Here is a 19,010-nt window from a genome sequence, read left to right on the forward strand (position 1 = left end):
GTAGCGCATGACTGTTAATCATGATGTCGTAGGTTCGAGTCCTACTTGCGGAGTTCTTTTTTTTTACCCAAAATTTAGTAACTTGCTGCTTTAGCTCAGTCGGCAGAGCGTCACCTTGGTAAGGTGGAGGTCGCCGGTTCAATCCCGGCAAGTAGCTTACATAAAAATATAAAATTAAGTGAGACTGGTAAATGCCAGTCTTTTTTTGTCTAACTATTTCAACATAATTCTACAAGCTTTTTTGAAACTTTGTAGTATGGTATAATCATCGTATGTTTAAAGAGGAGTTGTAGAATTTTATGAAAAAAACATATTTTATTATTGGAGATGTTCATGGAGAAGATAAAATGCTCGATGAAATGTTAAAGAATTGGGATGAAAGTACTCAACAATTAGTTTTCCTTGGAGACTTAATTGATAGAGGACCAAATAATAAAAAAAGTGTTTTAACAGCTATGAAATATGTAAAAGAAAAAAATGCTTGGTATGTCATGGGAAATCATGAAGTGATGTTTTTAGCGTGGATTGATAATCCAGAAGAGCGCTTTGACCATTATATGAGAAACAATGGGAATACAACCATTAATCATCTATTAAATCGTCCTGTAGATACAGAAATTGATTCTTTAAAAGATTGCGAACTAGTAAAAGAACAGTATCCTGAGTTAATTTCTTTTTTACGAGAACGCCCTTTATATATTGATGAAGGAGATGTTTTATTTGTTCATGCTGGAGTCGATTTAAGATTAGATCATTGGTTAGACACTGTTCCAAAAGATTTTTATTGGATTCGTGAACCTTTCCATACTGGAAAAAATACAACAGGAAAAACAATTATTTTTGGTCATACTCCATTAAAAGGATTAAATGAAGATGGAGATTATATGAAATTATGGCAACATGATGGAAAAATTGGAATGGACGGTGGCGCTGTTTTTGGTGGGGCTTTACATGGTGTTGTTTGGCATGATGGTAAAATTCAAAAAATTTATAGTTTAGAACATAAAGATTTCCATTAATGGAGGTAAAGAATGAAGAAAAAAGCAGTATTATTATGGTTTGTTTATTTTTCTAATTTAATGATTGTTCCTCGATTTTTTCTAACACAAGCTGAAGATGGTACATTACATGTAGACAGAAAAGTTTATATTTTAGTTCAATTAATGACAGCTATGTATGCAGTCTGGTCTTATCGAGAAGTGATTCAAAGAGGATTTGAAAGATTAGTGAAAAGAAGATTTGTTCGCGATATTGCGATTGGTTATGTAGTTCGAGTTGTATTTACTATGCTTTTGGCTATTGTTGTTCCATTACAGCAGACAGATAATCAAGCCAATATTGAATCGTTATTAAATTCTACATCTATTGTATTAATGCTAATCTTAACTTGTGTAGTTGCACCGATTGTGGAAGAATTAGTATTTAGGGAAGCGATTATTGGAGCTTTTAAAGATAAAATGAATCCTTGGATTTTAACAGCAATTTCAATTTTCTTCTTTGTTTTACTGCATTCAATTTCCAATAGTGGTGGAATTGACTGGAGTGCGGCGTTGATGTATGTTCCTTTGACAATTCCTTTAGTCGGAATGTATCGTTATTATGAGGATAATGTTACTGCATCTATGTTAATGCATTTTGTGAGCAATAGTGTTGCGATGATATTTTTAGTCGCTAGAGGGTTCCTATTATGAAAATGATTCAAGAAAATCAATTGAAATTTTTAATTCGCTATGGCTTGTTAATAACAGCTCTCGTAGAATGGGCATTATATCATCCGGTGAATGCTTATCATTTGTTACTATTTCTTGTTATTGTTGTTGTAGCTCAATTAGATTACTATTCGATTCAATATCCTTGGGCAATTTTAGCTCAAGGTATGGCAATTTTAGCATTTTGTTATTTTACAGGAAATATTTTCATTACTTTAATGCTTTTATTATGTTTCGAGATTAGTTTTCGATTTTCTTCTATGCATGCCATTATTCTTCAAGTGATGATTAGTCTAGTAGTTATTGTATTGGGGATAAAGCAACAACAATGGTGGGCGATTCCAGTGATGAGTTTTGGAAATGTATTATTTTATTATGGTGCACAACTCGTTTTAAAATTAAATTACCAAGAAAATTTATTAAAAGAGCAAGAAAATCAATTGTTTGAGCAGAAAAAGGAATTGCAACAAGCGCAATATACAATGGGAACGATGAAGGAATTATATACTTTACAAGAGAGAAATCGTATTTCAAGAGAAATTCATGATTCAGTTGGACATAGTCTCTCAACGATTATTATTCAACTAGGAGCGATTAGTAAATTAAGTGAAGAAATTAGTCCTCAAGTTTCTCAAATGAGTGCACAATTAAGAGAATTTGCAGTTAAAGGATTACAAGAAGTGCGTACGGTAGTTCATGATTTAAAACCAGAACAACTAACGAAACAACAACTAAATGTAGCTTTAGAAGAATTTATTTATGAAACAAAACAACATAGTGGAGTGGAATTTGTATTTCGACAAAATAAGCCAACGATTCAACTTACTAAAGACCAAGAGTTGATGATTTTTAGAGGAGTGCAAGAAGCAACGACAAATGCGATTCGTCATGGAAAAGCAACTAAAATTACGCTATTAATGATGTATTCTGCAAATGAACTTATTGTAACGATTATGGATAACGGAGTGGGATCTTCAGCTATTTCACTAGAAGGTGGATTAAAAGCTTTAGAAGAGCGACTACATGAACAACAGGCACAATTAGAAATCAAAAATACTGAACAAGGATTTACAGTACAAATGAAATTGAAAGGAGAATCCAATGTCTGAAAAAATTAAAGTGATGTTAGTAGATGATGAACAATTAATTCGATCTGGTTTAAAAATTATGTTAGAAACTTATCCAGATATTGAAGTGATTCATCAAGCTGGAAATGGAAGAGAAGCGTTTGAATGTTGCAAAATCGAAGTTCCAGATGTGGTATTAATGGATATTCGTATGCCAGTAAGTACGGGAATTGAAGGAACTAAACTCATTAAAGAAGCTTATCCAGAAGTGAAGATTGTAATGGTGACGACCTTTCAAGATACAGAATATATTGTAGAAGCGATGCAATATGGGGCTTCAGGTTATTTATTAAAGGATAGTAGTTATGAAGCTATCTATGATGGGATTAAAGTTGCTTTATCTGGAAAAGTAGTGATGGATGCAACAGTTTCTGAGAAATTAGTGATGCAACCAAAAGTACCAGCTTCTTCTATAGAAAAAAAGGATATTTCTTCATTCGGCTTAACGGATAGAGAAATTGAATTGATTCGACTTGTATCTCAAGGGTTAAATAATAAAGAAATTTCAGAAGCATTATTTTTATCTGAAGGAACCGTTAAAAATAATATTAGTACAATTTTATCAAAATTAGCTTTGAGAGATCGTACGCAATTAGTAATTTTTGCTTATGACCATCATATTCGCTAATAAAAGTATTCTAGAAACCTTTTCTTCTTAGAGGAAACATGTTATACTGAACTCAATTCAATAGAGAAGCATTTGGGGTGCCGAAAGGCTGAGATCATACCCATTGAACCTGTTCTGGATAATGCCAGCGAAGGAAAATGACGATCAAGTATAGAAGAAGGGTAACTTACATTTTTTAAACTAGTATTTTATTCCAATCTATGATTATGCGATGATTCCCCCTTTTGTTTTTAATAACGAGAGGGGCTTTTTATATAGTTTTAACGGATTGTTTCTGTTAACAGGAAACATGTGCTTTAAAATTGAAGTAAAACACCCATTTGTTGCCATCATTTTGGTGTGTTTTCCCTTTTTCTCCACTATCAGAGTTGTGCCTGATAGTGGAGTTTCTCTTTATAGGCTATTAGTTGCTTTTTATACAAGATTCGGTACAATAACAGTAAGGAATAAAGGAGGCACTTTATGAACAAAAAAACAATTATTTCATTACTAGCAACGGTTACTTTAACAAGTCTTGCTGCAGTTCATGCAGAAGAAATTTCAAAACAAGGTTGGATTAAAGAAAATGGTTCATGGTATTTTTATCAAAATCAAAAACCAGTAATGAAACAATGGCAAGGGGATTACTATCTGAAAAAAGATGGTAAAATGGCTACGAATGAATGGATTTACGATATTGATTATCAAGCTTGGTATTATTTAAAAGGTGATGGATCTTACGCTTATTCTACATGGCAAGGCGATTATTATTTGAACTCAAATGGTAAAATGGCTATGGCTGAATGGGTTTATAATAATGCTTATCAAGCTTGGTACTATTTAAAAGGAAATGGAATTTATGCTCGTTCTGAATGGCAAAAAGATTACTATTTAAAATCAGATGGGAAAATGGCAAGTAGCGAATGGGTTGAAGATGTTACCGTTAATGCTTGGTATTACCTAAAAGGTGATGGACCTTATGCTAGAAATGAATGGCAAGGTTCTTATTATTTAAAACAAAATGGTAAAATGGCTGTTAGCGAATGGATTTTTGATCAAAATTATGATGCTTGGTATTATTTAAAATCTGACGGAAATTACGCTCATGATGAAGAAAAAGATGGAAGATATTTAGAATCAGATGGAAAAATGAGAGAGACAGAAGCTGAAAAAGCTAAAAGACAATTTGGCAATTCTCCTCAAACACAACAAGCTGAGAAAAAAGCTTTAGAACAAGCGATTCAATGGTTAGAATCAGAAGATTCTATTACGATTAATGATGCTTATGTAAAATATTTAATGGAATATGGTTCTTCTGATAAAGGAAAAACTAAAGAAAATATTGAAAAATTAAAATCTTTAAGCGAAGAGTTACAAAAAGAAAATAAAAAGGATATAGGTAATATTTCTAATACTTTATTAGAAAAATATAATTTACGTACAATGCCGGAAGAAGTGAAACAATCCTTAAATCTGTATGCCGCTTCTTTAATTAATTCTGTTCGTCGACAAATGAAATTATCTCCTGTAAAAGTCACGGAAACAATGGTGATGATTTCAGAAAAAATTGCGAAAGAATATATTAATGATGGTAGATTTGTTTCAGATGGAAAAGGTCATGATGCTCATGCGATTAATAAAGTAGTAGAGCAATACGGATTACAAACTTCTGGAGATAATGCGAAAGAAAAAGGAAATCAGTATTATGAAAATGCAATTAGTATTGATTTCCAAAATAAAGATTATTTCAAAATTCGTGCAGAAATAAGAGAATCTATTTTATTATTCTTATTAAATGATCATGAATTTGATCACGCTCAAAGTGTTGCTGGAGTAAATTTTGGAAAATCTTATAAAGATCAATATTTTGGTGTGGGATTAGGAGCTTCTGGACATTTTATTTTTGTGGATGATTCTTATATTCAAAAAACAGGAAGTCTACCATTTAAAACAACAGAAATTTCTCAAAAAGTTCGTATAGATTATGAACAAAAAGTTATTCAACGCTTGAAAGAACATTTAGCAACTTTACAATAATCGATTAAAAGTGGGCAATCATAATTGCCTGCTTTTTTTGTCGATAAACTAAATATGAATGATGCGCTTATATTTTTGATGCTTTTTATTATATTTTTCTAGACAATTATACTTTGAAGGTATATGATGAAAGAAATGACATCGGTGTCATAATTGTTTTTTAATATTTCTAAAGATTTTACTAACTAAATTTGTGTTAGTTGGAATTTTTTAACGATAGAATTAACTTATCTTATTGGAATTTGGGGGTAGAAAGTATGAAAATAAGAAATATTTGTTCTATACAAGGAACAGCAATGGAAAATGAGGATGCCTTAGGGAATATTGAAAATTATTTTTGGATTATTGATGGGGCTACAGATTTATATGATTCAAAAAAGTCTATTGGATATTCTGTTTCTGAGATAACTCATCTATTATCTGAAAAACTAAAAGTATATTGCAATGAAAAAGAATCTTTAAAGACTATTTTTCAAAATGCTATAAAGGAAGTTAGAAATATTATAGGTTTAAATGATTCCAATCATGAAGAATACTATAAATTACCAACATTTGCCTTTATTATTGCTAGATTGTCACGAAGAAAACTTGAATATTTAATCCTTGGTGATTGTGTCATGTTAGTAAATGATGAACAATTAACGGATCATAGAGTGGATCGATTATTTGATTTAGGGAAAAATGAAATAGAAAATTCAAAAAAAGGATTAAATGTATTAAATAAAAAAGAAATTTTACAAAAAATTAGAGGACTTGCTAATAAAGAGAAAGGTTATTGGATTGGTTCTTTAGATGATTCAAGTATTGAACATGCGCTATATGGAAATCTTGAAGTTACTGGAGATAAAATTGTTTTGATGAGTGATGGATTTTATGATTATTATTCTCAAAATACTACTAAAAGTTTTGAGGAATTAATCGCAATGAGAAAACAATCGACAGAACTTGATCCTATTTATGGAAAAAAAGATGATGCAAGTATATTAGTTGTTGAATTGTAAGGGATATTACAAAGGAAATTTTAAAATTTAAATTAAAGGAGAAAATAATGCAACCATTAATTAACAAATTTGTAGAGAAAGTTATTAACTACGGAGTATATAGTTTAATGGATTATTCCTATGTTAAAAATAGGGTACTAGCTTTAGTAGGAGAGGAAGGAATTGACACTTTTACAAAGGAAGAAGATATAAAAAAACTAAAAGATAGTTTAGTAGAAATAGCAGAAAAAAATGGAAAAGTTCAATCGACAGCTGAAGAAAAAGACTGTTTAGGTGCAGAGTTAATGAATTTTATTACTCCAATACCAAGTCTTATAAATGAAATTTTTTGGAATTCATATAAGTTATCTCCTCAAAAGGCAATTGAAAATTTTTATCAAATAAGTAAGGATAATGATTATATTAAGTTATCTGCTATTTCAAAAAATATTGCATTCCAAGCAGAAACGAAGTATGGAAATCTTGAAATTACAATTAATTTATCTAAACCTGAAAAAGACCCTAAAACAATCGCAGCTGAAAAATTACTGAAACCATCAAATTATCTAAAATGTCTTTTATGCATGGAAAATGAAGGTTATCAAGGACGAGTGAATTATCCAGCAAGAGCAAATCATAGAATTATAAGAATGAATCTTGGAGAAGAACTGTGGGGATTTCAATATTCTCCGTATTCATATTTTAATGAACATGCTATCTTTTTTAATTCAGAACATGTTCCGATGGCAATTACTCCTAAGACATTTGAACAATTATTAGATATTATTGATATTATTCCAGGATATTTTGTAGGATCAAATTCTGATCTTCCTATCTCTGGAGGTTCTATACTAAGTCATAATCATTATCAAGGTGGAAAATATGTATTCCCAATGGAAAAAGCAGATTATGACATAAATTTTGAATTTACAGGTTTTGAAGATATAGAAGCTGGAATAGTTAATTGGCCAATGTCAGTTATTAGATTGCGTGGAAAAGATAAAAAGAGAATTATAGAATTATCATCGAAGATATTGGAGAAATGGAAAAATTATACAGATATTGAATTAGATATTATTGCAAAAACAGGTGATACACCGCATCATACTGTTACTCCTATTGCTAGAAAAGTTGATGGAAAGTATGAAATGGATATAGTTTTAAGAGATAATCATACATCTGAATTACATCCAGACGGCGTTTATCATCCTCATAAAGATGTTCATCATATAAAAAAAGAAAATATTGGATTAATAGAAGTAATGGGGCTTGCAATTCTACCACCTCGCTTAAAAACAGAATTAGAAGAAGTAGAGAAATTTTTATTAAATAAACCAAATGAAATAGCAAAGTATCATTTAGATTGGGCTAAACAATTAAAAGAGAAATATTCATATATAGAAGAAAAAGAAGTTACTAAAATTATTCAATATGAAGTAGGTCAAGTTTTTGCTAGAGTATTGGAAGATGCCGGTGTGTATAAAAATAACCAATCTGGTCAGTCAGGCTTTATGAGATTTATTAAAGTGGTTGGAATCAATTAGGAGGAGAATTTATGTCAATATTAGTTACTGGTGGCGCCGGTTATATTGGTAGTCATACTGTTGTAGAATTATTAAATATGGGAAAAGATGTAGTTATAGTTGATAATCTTTCAAATTCAAGTATTTTAGTTTTAGATAGAATAAAAGAAATCACAGGAAAACGTCCTGAATTTTATCAGATAGATATTTCAAATAAAGAGTTATTAAGAAATGTATTTGAAAAAGAAAAAATTGAAGCTGTCATACATTTTGCAGGCTTTAAAGCAGTTGGTGAGTCTGTAAAATATCCAGTAATGTATTATGAAAATAATATAATGAGCACTTTATCCTTAATTGAAATCATGACTGAATATGATGTTAAAAAAATAGTATTTTCATCAAGTGCTACAGTGTATGGTATTAATAATCCATCACCATTAGTTGAGGAAATGCCAACAAGTGCTACCAATCCTTATGGTTACACTAAAGTAATGTTAGAGCAAATTTTAAAAGATGTTTATGTTGCAGATTCTGACTGGAGTATTGCACTTTTACGATATTTTAATCCAATTGGGGCACACGAATCAGGGATGATTGGAGAAAATCCATTAGGAATCCCAAATAATTTAATGCCTTTTATTGCTCAAGTAGCGATTGGAAAAAGACAAGAGTTAAGTGTATTTGGAAATGACTATGATACTGTAGATGGAACTGGGGTACGTGATTACATTCATGTAGTAGATTTAGCATTTGGACATATAAAAGCACTTGAAAAAATATCGGAAAGTAAAAAAGTTCATATATATAATCTAGGTTCAGGAGTAGGAACAAGTGTATTAGAGTTGATTAAAACATTTGAAGTTGAAAATAAGATACAAATACCTTATAAGATAGTTCCTAGAAGAGCAGGTGATGTAGCAATTTGTTTCGCTAATGCAGATAAAGCATTAAATGAACTAAATTGGAAAACAACAAAAACAATTGCAGATATGTGTAGAGATACATGGAATTGGCAATCAAAGAATCCAAATGGTTATAGACAATCATGACTTTATAAGAAAGAATTACTAAATAAAATTATAGGGAATATTTTCAAAATTAAATTCGCGCCAAATTTTGGTGCGTTTTTTTTATAAAATTTTGAAGAAAAAAATAATGAAAGCGGTTGACAAGGAAACGTTTGCAAAGTATAATGAACTCATCGGATTGACACCGGTGTCAAAAAACAAGATAACAAAGGAAGAAGTTTATGAAAAATCTTACTAAAATTAAATTTAAAGAAAATGGTGAATTTAACCATTTTCCAGGAAATACTGTAGTTGCAAATTTATACAGTAAACCAGACTTGATGGAAGTAGTTGATATTATTCAATCTCGCTATAGAGAGTTACCATTTATTGATAAATTTACTCTAACTCCTAGAGAATCAATTCATATGACAGTGATTGAGTTACTTTGTCATGAGAATCGTGAACCAGAATTTTGGAGTAGCTACTTATCATTAGATACTCCATTACAGGAAATTCATGATTATTTTGCAAAACAATTAGAAATATTTCCATTGTTGAATGAAAACATTCATATGAGAGTAACTGAAATGGGAAATCAAAATATTTTAGTGGAACCTGCTGATGAAGAATCTGCTAAAAGATTAGAAGAAATACGTACATATGTTTCAGAAAAAGCAGGAGTATGTTTCCCTAATCATAATCGATATCAATTTCATATCTCAATTGGATACTTACGAGTTCCGTTAACTGAAGAAGAAGATAAGGAATTTAAAAAAGTAAAAGAAGAATTAACAAAAGTATTACTAGAGAAAGTACCTGTAATTACTGTAAATCGCATTGATTATACAGTGTTTGAAGATATGAGACAATTTGTTCCATATCATGAAAAATTTGGGAAATAAAAAATTAACATAAAAGGAGTTTTATTATGAAAACTAAGAAATTTTTATCAAAATTATTAACAACAGTATTTACAGCAACAGCCTTAGCAGCTTGTTCAAGTAGTACAAATCCTTCTTCTAATTCTAACTCAGGAGCTGATGAAAAAGCAGATAAAAGTCAAGAGTTAGTAATCTATTCTAACTCGGTATCAAACGGGCGTGGGGACTGGTTAACAGCTCAAGCTAAGGAAGCAGGATTTAATATCCGTATGGTTGATATTGCCGGCGCACAACTTGCAGATCGTGTTATTGCAGAAAAAAATAATTCAGTTGCGGATATGGTATTTGGGATTGGAGCTGTAGATTCAAATAAATTACGAGATGCAAAATTATTAGAACAATTTAAACCTGATTGGCTTGATAAAATTGATTCATCATTAGCAGATAAAGATGGCTTTTATAATCCAGTAATTGTTCAACCATTAGTATTAGTTGGAAATCCTGAAGCTAAAGAAATGCCGAAAGATTGGACTGAGTTAGCAAGTAAATATAAAGGTCAATATTCAATTTATGGATTAACAGGTGGTACTGGACGTGCGATTTATGCAAGTATTTTAGTTCGTTATCTTGATGAAAAAGGAGACTTAGGTGTATCAGAAAAAGGTTGGAATGTTGCAAAAGATTATTTTACAAATGCATATACACTTCAAAAAGGTGAAAGTACAGTCGTTAAAGTTTTAGATAAAGAAAGTCCTGTTCAATATGGTATGATTTGGGGCTCAGGAGCATTAGTAGGACAAAAAGAACAAAATGTAGAATTTAAAGTAATGACTCCAGATGTAGGTGTTCCATTTGTAACAGAACAAACAATGGTATTAAATACTAGTAAGAAAAAAGCACTTGCTAAAGAATTTATTAACTGGTTTGGTCAAGCTAAAATTCAAGCTGAATATAGTAAAAACTTTGGATCTATTCCTGCAAATAAAGATGCGGTATCTGAATTACCAGAAGATACTAAGAAATTTGTTGGACAACTTAAACCACAAGCTATTGATTGGGAAGTTGTTGGAAAATACTTAGACCAATGGGTTGAAAAAGCAGAATTAGAATACGTTAAATAATTTTATAAATGGTATCACGAGTCTCGCAGGGTCTGAACTCTATTGGATAGAAAGAGCCTTTGCGAGACTTTTTGAAATAGATGAAGGAGAAAATATTATGATTAAATTTGAAAATATTCAAATTAAGTATGGAGATTTTATTGCAATTGATAATCTTAATCTTGAAATTAATGAAGGTGAATTTTTTACTTTTTTAGGACCGTCAGGTTGTGGAAAATCAACAACTTTAAGAGCTTTAGTAGGATTTCTTGATCCTTCTCAAGGACGAATTGAAGTAAATGGGAAAGATGTGACTAAATTAGAACCTGAAAAACGTGGAATTGGAATCGTGTTTCAATCTTATGCTTTATTCCCAACGATGACAGTATTTGATAATATTGCTTTCGGATTGAAAGTAAAAAAAGTTGCTCCAGATGTTATTAAAGCAAAAGTTGCAGCAGTAGCTGCAAAAATTAAAATTTCTGATAAACAATTACAACGTAATGTGTCAGAATTATCTGGTGGTCAACAACAGCGTGTAGCATTAGCTCGTGCATTAGTATTAGAACCTAAAATTCTTTGTTTAGATGAACCTCTTTCTAATCTTGATGCAAAATTACGTGTAGATTTAAGAAAAGAATTAAAACGTCTGCAAAAAGATTTAGGAATTACAACATTATATGTTACACACGACCAAGAGGAAGCTTTAACATTATCAGACAGAATTGCTGTATTCAATAATGGGTTTATTGAACAAGTAGGAACACCACCTGAAATTTATCATCAATCAAAAACAGAGTTTGTATGTGATTTTATTGGTGATATTAATGTCTTAACTGAAGAAACGGTTCATGATATTTTATCTAAAAATCCATCAGTAAACTTAGAAGATAAGAAAGGATATATTCGTCTAGAGAAAATTCGTTTTAAACGTGAAACAGAAGAAGATATCGTCTTAAATGGTACAATTATTGACACAGAATTTTCTGGTGTAAACGTTCGATATACGATACAAGTATCTGAAAATCAAATTGTCAATGTGACTCGTATTGATAGTCAATTTGCAATTAAATCTGTGGGGGAAAATGTAGAACTATATATTACACCTTCAGATATTGTTCAATATTAGGGAGGGGATAGTATGCGTAAAAAGTTAAATTGGAAAGATTGGCTTATTCGTTTAGGGTTAGTCTGGTTCCTAGTAACGTTTATTATTTATCCAAACTTTGATTTAGTAGTGAATGTATTTGTTAAAGACGGACATTTTTCTATAAATGCAATTGAACGTGTTTTAAAATCTCAAAGAGCTCTACAAAGTATTATGAACAGTTTTAAATTAGCTTTTTCATTGATTATTACAGTAAACGTTGTAGGAGTACTTTGTGTATTATTCACCGAATACTTTGATATTAAAGGAGCTAAAATCTTAAAATTAGGATACATGACTTCATTGATTTATGGAGGGGTTGTTCTTGCGACAGGTTATAAATTTGTTTATGGACCTTATGGAATGATTACAAGAGTTTTACAAAACATTATTCCTTCACTTGATCCTAACTGGTTTATTGGATATGGAGCAGTATTGTTTATTATGACTTTCTCAGGAACTGCTAATCATACATTGTTTTTAACAAATACGATTAGAAGTGTAGATTATCATACAATTGAAGCTGCACGTAATATGGGTGCAAAACCTTTTACAGTGTTTAGAAAAGTAGTTTTACCTACTTTAACACCTACCTTATTTGCATTAACTATTATGATTTTCCTTAGTGGATTATCTGCAGTTGCAGCACCAATGATTGTTGGAGGAAAACAATTCCAAACTATTAACCCAATGATTATTACATTTGCGGGAATGGGAAATTCTCGTGATTTAGCTGCATTACTTGCGATTGTTTTAGGAATTGCTACAACAATTTTATTAACTATTATGAATAAAATTGAAAAAGGTGGTAACTATATTTCAATTTCTAAAACAAAAGCACCTTTGAAAAAACAAAAGATAACTTCAAAACCATGGAATATTATCACACATATTGTTGCATATGCATTATTTACAGTGTTTATGTTACCTTTGGTCTTTATTGTTCTTTATTCATTTACAGATCCAGTAGCGATTCAAACAGGAAACTTGTCATTGTCTAACTTTACTTTAGAAAACTATTATCAATTCTTTAGTAATAGTGTTGCTTTCTCACCATTCTTAGTCAGCTTTATTTATGCAATTCTTGCTGCTATTACAGCAACAGTCCTTGCTGTTGTTTTTGCAAGAGTGGTTAGAAAACATAAATCTAAATTTGACTTCTTGTTTGAATATGGAGCTTTGCTTCCTTGGTTACTACCAAGTACATTATTAGCAATTAGTTTACTGTTTACATTTAACCAACCACAACCACTTGTATTAAATAAAATTTTAGTTGGAACATTTGTAATGTTATTGATTGCATATATTATTGTAAAAATTCCATTTTCATATCGTATGGTTCGAGCTATTTTATTTAGTGTTGATGATGAAATGGAAGATGCTGCTCGTAGTATGGGAGCATCACCATTTTATACTATGATGAAAGTTATTATTCCATTTATTTTACCAGTAGTTCTTTCAATCATTGCTCTTAACTTTAATTCGTTATTAACAGATTTTGATTTATCTGTATTCTTATATCATCCACTAGCTCAACCATTAGGGATTACTATTCGTTCAGCAGGTGATGAAACAGCAACTTCAAATGCACAAGCACTTGTCTTTGTATATACTATTGTATTAATGATTATTTCTTCAACAGTACTTTACTTTACTCAAAGACGAAGTAAAACAACTAGGAAGTAATTATGACTGCTTTAACCAATATTGATATAATAATACGAATTGTCTTATCACTTATAGCGGGAAGTCTAATTGGTATGGAGCGTGGAGGCAAATCTCAACCGGCAGGTATCCGAACGCACAGCGTTGTTTGTGTTGCAGCCTGTCTAATAATGATGACGAATGAGTTTGTTTCATATAAGTTTGGAACGGGGGATCCTACACGTTTAGGAGCACAAGTAGTCTCAGGAGTAGGTTTTTTAGGGGCAGGAACAATTCTTATAAAAGAAAATAAAAAGATTACAGGATTAACAACGGCTGCAGGAATTTGGGGAGCTGCAGGTATTGGTTTGGCGATAGGCGTTGGGTTCTATCAAGGAGCTATATTAACGGCTATTTCAATTTGGGGAATTATTTCAATGTTTCAACCATTGAAAATATATTTACAAAAACGTTCAAAAATTATTGAATTGTATATAGTGGTAAATTCAACAGAAGCCTATAATCGTGTATTAGTATATTGTGCTGAAAAACATATTCGTGTTACAGATTCAAGAACAGCTTTTGGCGAAGTGAATCAAAGTCGAATTCAATATTTTGATGTACCTGAAAAGAAAATAGCTTCATTTATTACTTTAGAACTTCTTGGTCGTTTTGAACATCTTCGTCTAATGGAAGAATTATCAGACATTGTTGGAGTTATTTACTTAGAAGAAACTAGTTAACGCAAGATAAAAAGGCGAGGGTAACCTTGCCTTTTTATCATAAAATGACTTGTTTGAAGTAAAAATCTAGTTCGTAAAATATGAAAATATAAATTGTATGTTAGGATTATATTTGATAGAATGATAGGGCAAATTACTTTGAAAATTTAGATTATTTTGAGGACTAAAAATGAAAAATAACAAGAAGATTACTATTTATGATATTGCACGAATATCAGGGGTATCCCCAAAGACTGTTTCAAGAGTTATTAATGGGGGAGAAAGAGTTAAACCTGAAACCTATCAAGCTGTAATGAAAGTAATAGATGAATTATCATATGTTCCAAATGCTTATGCTCAAAATTTAACGAAAAAAGAAACCATTAATATTTTAATATCTGTGAAAAAAATGGAATCATTCCCTTTAATTTGGTTTCAAACTTTACTAGATAAGGTATTGCAGACATGTAAAGAAGTAGGAGTTAATGCAATTGTTGAGTATTTTGGAGAAGGAGACTCTATTAAAGATTCTATTATTTCCAGTACGGGTAGTTTAGTTGATGGTGTAATTGTATTTTATGAAGGAAAAGATGATAGTCGAATTCAATATTTGAAAAAGAATAATATGCCATTTATTGTATTTGGGGAGTCTCACACAGATGGTGTTATTTATGTTTCAAATAATGATTTTCAAGCAGGATATGATTTAATGGAAGCTGTTGAAGAAAAAGGCTTTAAAAAGATGTGGTTATTAATGGGTGGACCATCTCTTGTTAACAAAAATCGTGAAAATGGTGTTAGAGAATGTGTAAGTGATAAGTCGTATGACATTAATCTGGAAGTTATATATGGACTGTTTACAATTGAGTCTGTATATGATTATGTTAGAGAAAATTTATCAACTTCAAATATTCCAGATATTATTTTTGTGTCTGGAGATGAAAAAGTTCAAGGTGTTATTCGAGCATGTTATGAAAAAGAGATTTCAATTCCTGACCAATTAACAATCGTTGGTTTTGATAATATACCAATAGCTAAATATTATACTCCCGCATTATCAACCATCGCTCCAAATTATACAGAATTAGCTAAAGAAATGATTGAAGGTGTTTTAGCGATTATAAATGGTGATCAAAGAGAGTCAGTTGAAGTTTCTGCAAGTTTAATAAGACGGCAAACTTTTTAACCATATTTGAATTTTGAAAATGTAAATTTTAACCTATTATAAAAAATTAAAGAATTATGTAATGTTATTGATATTAGAAAAAATTTTAATGCTTTAAAAAATACATTAAGTATTAGTAATGAAAAATTAGGCAATTCAATTTTAGACGGTGTAGAAAAAATGAAGAAATAAACAGATATGAATCTAAATCAATTAAAAATGCAGTAACAAATTCAAATGTAGTATTAGATAAAGTACAAGTAGGATGGAAACAACTTGAAGGGAAATGGTACTACTTAAATTCATTAGGAGAATTAATAATAAATACAATTACTCCAGATGGTTACTATGTTAATGATAATGGTGAATGGATTTAATTACTGAATAAAATAGGATTTTTGAATTAACTATATTGAAGGAATTAAGTAATGTTAGGTTGCTTGATTCCTATTTTAGTTGTGGAGTAAATCTTTTAGATATTAATAGAATTCTATCTATCGTAAATTCTTGATTATTCGTACTAAAATATGCTATCCTAACAAACGTACATAAAAAAGAATTACTACGATTTAGAAAAGGAAGGAGTTAGTATGAGTTACGTTTCAGTTGAGAATTTATCATTTTCGTATGATAATGAGCCCGTTTTAGAAAACATTAGTTTCACTGTTGAACCGGGAGAGTTTGTCATATTAACAGGTGAAAATGGTGCAGCAAAATCCACTTTATTAAAAAATATTTTAGGATTATTAACTCCAAAACAAGGAAAGGCAACAATTGCAACCGTTAATACACAAGGAGAAACATTATCCATTGGATATGCCCCACAACAAATTTCTTCTTTTAATGTGGGATTTCCTTCAACCGTTTATGAATTAGTTGCTTCAGGTCGTTACCAACAAGGTCGTTGGTTCCAACGATTAGATAAAGAAGACCACGAACATATTGAAAGAGCCTTAAAATCTGTTGGAATGTGGGATGAACGCCATAAACGTATTGGCGAGTTGTCGGGTGGTCAAAAACAAAGAATCTGTTTAGCGCGTATTTTTGCAACAGATCCGGACTTATTTGTTTTAGATGAACCAACAGCAGGAATGGATAAAACAAGTAGAGAGCGTTTCTATCATCTTTTACATCACAGTTGTGCACATCATGGAAAAGCGATTTTAATGGTGACGCATGAGGAAGAAGATTTGGAACATTATGTGGATAAACATATTCATTTGATGAGAAAGGAGGATTCTCCATGGAGATGTTTTTCTATGGTTTCATGCAAAGAGCATTCATCACAGGATTAGCAATGGCGATGATTACACCAATTTTGGGCTTGTTTTTAATTTTAAGAAGACAGTCATTATTGGCAGATACCTTATCTCATGTTTCCTTAGTGGGTGTTTCTCTAGGCTTATTATTAGGCTATAATCCTACCTTTATGACATTAGTAGTGGTAGTTTTAGCAGCTATTGTGTTAGAAGTAATTGGAAAATATTTTAAAGGTTATTCAGAAGTGACTGTTGCGATATTAATGTCTGGCGGGATGGCGATTGCCTTAATTTTAATGAATTTCCAAAAAGGTCGTTCAACGATTAGTGTGGATCAATTTTTATTTGGTTCCATTGTGACGATTACACAACAACAAATGGGATTGATGATAGCTTTAGCGGTTATTGTAGTCGTGTTATATTTAATTTTTAGACGACCATTATATGTTTTATCATTTGATGAAGATACTGCTTATACGGCAGGATTACCTGTTCGTTTGATGACACAAGTTTTCACGATTATTACGGGGGTAGTCATTTCAGTGATGATGCCAATTGCTGGAGCTTTATTAGTTTCAGCGGTTATTGTGTTACCAGCCTCTATTGCGATTCGTTTAACGAGAAGTTTTACAGGCGTAATTGTGTCGGGTATTTTAATTAGCATATTTGGTATTTTTAGTGGATTAAGTATGTCTTATGAATTTGATACACCACCAGGTGCTACGATTACTTGTGTATTCCTAATGATTTTAGTCATTAGTTTATTTGGAACAATGATTAAAAATCAATTCAAGAAATAAAGTTGAAGTCTCGGAAAGTTTGTCTAGCAGATTTTTCGAGATTTTTTATATTTTATGGAATGTTGACAGGTAGAGGAAAAGCAGAGTATAGTGACTGTACTAAGAAATTGGAGGATTAAAATGTTAGGTCAAATCTTTTCAAGTATGGCAACGATAGTTATCATGATTAGTTTAGGATATGTATTACAAATAAAGGGATGGTTTGACAAAAACTTTTCAACAAGTATTGCTTCCCTTATTATTAAAATTGCGTTACCCGCTTCGATTATGATTTCTGTTTTACGATTTATTTCAAGGGAGAAAATGATTGAATTTGTTGGAAGTTTAGGAATTCCACTGTTGAGTGTTATTGTTGGATATTTTGTTGCTTGGATCATTGTTCAAGTATTTCGTATTCCAAATAATCGTAAGGCGACGGTGATAAATACGATTGTCAATGCGAATACGATTTTTATGGGAATGCCTTTGAATTTATCTTTATTTGGTGAAGAGGCTATGCCTTATTTTTTAGTCTATTATGTAGTGAATACTTTATCGACTTTTACAGTGGGGACGTATTTATTTGCTTATTATAATCAGCAACATGTTGGAAAAGGAATTCAATGGAGTCGGATTTTCTCACCACCATTAATTGCCTTTTTAGGAAGTATGATTTTGGTATGGTTTGGAGGAACGATTCCAACGTTTTTGAATCAATCGCTTATTTATATTGGTAGTTTAGTAACGCCATTATCTTTGATGTATATTGGAATTCACTTAGCACAAGTGGGGCTTCGTTCATTGACGTTCGATCGAGATATGAGTTTAGCGATTTTGGGGCGTTTTGTATTGTTTCCAGTAATTCTGTTAACTGTCCAAGTGGGAATGATGCAATTGTTTTCAGTCGAATTACCAATGAAATTACAAGAAACGTTCTTCCTTCAATCAACAATTCCTACATTGGTTATAATGCCGTTATTGGCAACGGAAGAAAAAGCTGATGTTGATTTTGCGACATCCGCTGTTACGATTACGACTTTATTCTATATCGTGATTTTACCCGTATGGATGATGCTATTTTCGATTGCATTCCAGTAGAACGTAAAATTTAATAACGTAAAGCAAAAATAACAGAAAAAATTCCTTGAATAGCAAGGTCACCAGCAGCCTCGCAATGCGAGTCTCATGGCTAAAATTCGAGCCTCGGTCTCGAATTTCCCCTAGTAAAATAAGCCACTTTGGCTTATTTTACTACTGCTATTCAAAGGAGTTTTTCTTTTTATTTTTGCTAGATAAAAACGATATTTTAACTTTTGTAAT

Annotated in this window: 17 protein-coding genes, 1 tRNA gene, 2 pseudogenes and 1 riboswitch; all 20 genes and pseudogenes read left to right on the forward strand. The window is 31.1% G+C overall.

The genetic code is table 11. From position 1 onward, the window contains the following. Positions 1–84: 84 nt before the first annotated feature. The 20 genes and pseudogenes from RWL86_RS00005 (at position 85) to RWL86_RS00100 (ending at position 18,788) form a co-directional block, all read left to right on the forward strand. Positions 85–157 (forward strand) — tRNA-Thr (locus tag RWL86_RS00005). Between the two features lie 142 nt (positions 158–299). Next, positions 300–1,019 carry a metallophosphoesterase family protein gene (locus RWL86_RS00010; RefSeq protein ID WP_006703746.1) on the forward strand — a complete coding sequence of 240 codons (720 nt, stop codon included), beginning with the start codon at positions 300–302 and terminating at the stop codon, positions 1,017–1,019. 12 nt (positions 1,020–1,031) lie between these two features. Continuing rightward, positions 1,032–1,691 carry a CPBP family intramembrane glutamic endopeptidase gene (locus RWL86_RS00015; protein ID WP_314076572.1) on the forward strand — a complete coding sequence of 220 codons (660 nt, stop codon included), beginning with the start codon at positions 1,032–1,034 and terminating at the stop codon, positions 1,689–1,691. After that, entirely contained in the window at positions 1,688–2,818 is a 1,131-nt protein-coding gene (locus RWL86_RS00020) for a sensor histidine kinase (protein WP_314076573.1), read from the forward strand. The genes RWL86_RS00015 and RWL86_RS00020 overlap by 4 nt, the downstream gene beginning before the upstream one ends. After that, positions 2,811–3,464 carry a response regulator transcription factor gene (locus RWL86_RS00025; protein WP_314076574.1) on the forward strand — a complete coding sequence of 218 codons (654 nt, stop codon included), beginning with the start codon at positions 2,811–2,813 and terminating at the stop codon, positions 3,462–3,464. The genes RWL86_RS00020 and RWL86_RS00025 overlap by 8 nt, the downstream gene beginning before the upstream one ends. 63 nt (positions 3,465–3,527) lie before the next feature. After that, positions 3,528–3,617, forward strand: a riboswitch (TPP riboswitch). Positions 3,618–3,986: 369 nt separating this feature from the next. Next, positions 3,987–4,538: pseudogene (locus RWL86_RS00030) on the forward strand (N-acetylmuramoyl-L-alanine amidase family protein); the annotation flags it as partial. A gap of 120 nt (positions 4,539–4,658) precedes the next feature. Beyond that, a pseudogene (locus RWL86_RS00035) lies at positions 4,659–5,480 on the forward strand (SEC10/PgrA surface exclusion domain-containing protein); the annotation flags it as partial. A 257-nt stretch (positions 5,481–5,737) separates the two neighbouring features. Beyond that, the gene (locus RWL86_RS00040) at positions 5,738–6,481 is read left to right on the forward strand and encodes a protein phosphatase 2C domain-containing protein (protein ID WP_314076575.1); all 744 of its coding nucleotides are present in this window, start codon (positions 5,738–5,740) and stop codon (positions 6,479–6,481) included. A 47-nt stretch (positions 6,482–6,528) separates the two neighbouring features. Further along, positions 6,529–8,004 carry a UDP-glucose--hexose-1-phosphate uridylyltransferase gene (gene galT, locus RWL86_RS00045; RefSeq protein WP_314076576.1) on the forward strand — a complete coding sequence of 492 codons (1,476 nt, stop codon included), beginning with the start codon at positions 6,529–6,531 and terminating at the stop codon, positions 8,002–8,004. Between the two features lie 11 nt (positions 8,005–8,015). Then, entirely contained in the window at positions 8,016–9,032 is a 1,017-nt protein-coding gene (gene galE / locus RWL86_RS00050) for a UDP-glucose 4-epimerase GalE (RefSeq protein WP_314076577.1), read from the forward strand. A gap of 200 nt (positions 9,033–9,232) precedes the next feature. Then, complete coding sequence (locus RWL86_RS00055; RefSeq protein WP_314076578.1) at positions 9,233–9,895, forward strand: DUF1868 domain-containing protein; 663 nt, start codon at positions 9,233–9,235, stop codon at positions 9,893–9,895. Between the two features lie 26 nt (positions 9,896–9,921). Further along, positions 9,922–10,995 carry an extracellular solute-binding protein gene (locus tag RWL86_RS00060; protein WP_314076579.1) on the forward strand — a complete coding sequence of 358 codons (1,074 nt, stop codon included), beginning with the start codon at positions 9,922–9,924 and terminating at the stop codon, positions 10,993–10,995. 97 nt (positions 10,996–11,092) lie between these two features. Beyond that, positions 11,093–12,103, forward strand: a complete 1,011-nt coding sequence (locus RWL86_RS00065) for an ABC transporter ATP-binding protein (protein WP_314076580.1) — start codon at positions 11,093–11,095, stop codon at positions 12,101–12,103. A 12-nt stretch (positions 12,104–12,115) separates the two neighbouring features. Next, positions 12,116–13,807, forward strand: coding sequence for an iron ABC transporter permease (locus RWL86_RS00070; protein WP_314076581.1), 1,692 nt, complete (start codon positions 12,116–12,118; stop codon positions 13,805–13,807). 2 nt (positions 13,808–13,809) lie between these two features. Beyond that, on the forward strand, positions 13,810–14,508 hold the full coding sequence (locus tag RWL86_RS00075) for an MgtC/SapB family protein (protein WP_314076582.1): 699 nt from the start codon (positions 13,810–13,812) through the stop codon (positions 14,506–14,508). A gap of 169 nt (positions 14,509–14,677) precedes the next feature. Continuing rightward, entirely contained in the window at positions 14,678–15,673 is a 996-nt protein-coding gene (locus tag RWL86_RS00080; RefSeq protein ID WP_314076583.1) for a LacI family DNA-binding transcriptional regulator, read from the forward strand. A 191-nt stretch (positions 15,674–15,864) separates the two neighbouring features. Then, complete coding sequence (locus RWL86_RS00085) at positions 15,865–16,029, forward strand: hypothetical protein (protein ID WP_314076697.1); 165 nt, start codon at positions 15,865–15,867, stop codon at positions 16,027–16,029. 213 nt (positions 16,030–16,242) lie between these two features. Further along, positions 16,243–16,947 carry a metal ABC transporter ATP-binding protein gene (locus RWL86_RS00090; RefSeq protein WP_314076584.1) on the forward strand — a complete coding sequence of 235 codons (705 nt, stop codon included), beginning with the start codon at positions 16,243–16,245 and terminating at the stop codon, positions 16,945–16,947. Further along, on the forward strand, positions 16,896–17,711 hold the full coding sequence (locus RWL86_RS00095) for a metal ABC transporter permease (protein ID WP_314076585.1): 816 nt from the start codon (positions 16,896–16,898) through the stop codon (positions 17,709–17,711). Before RWL86_RS00090 ends, RWL86_RS00095 begins: the two co-directional genes overlap by 52 nt. Positions 17,712–17,831: 120 nt before the next feature. Then, positions 17,832–18,788, forward strand: a complete 957-nt coding sequence (locus RWL86_RS00100) for an AEC family transporter (RefSeq protein ID WP_314076586.1) — start codon at positions 17,832–17,834, stop codon at positions 18,786–18,788. The last annotated feature ends 222 nt before the right edge of the window (positions 18,789–19,010 follow it).

The organism is uncultured Granulicatella sp. (assembly GCF_963515095.1).
GTDB lineage: Bacteria > Bacillota > Bacilli > Lactobacillales > Aerococcaceae > Granulicatella.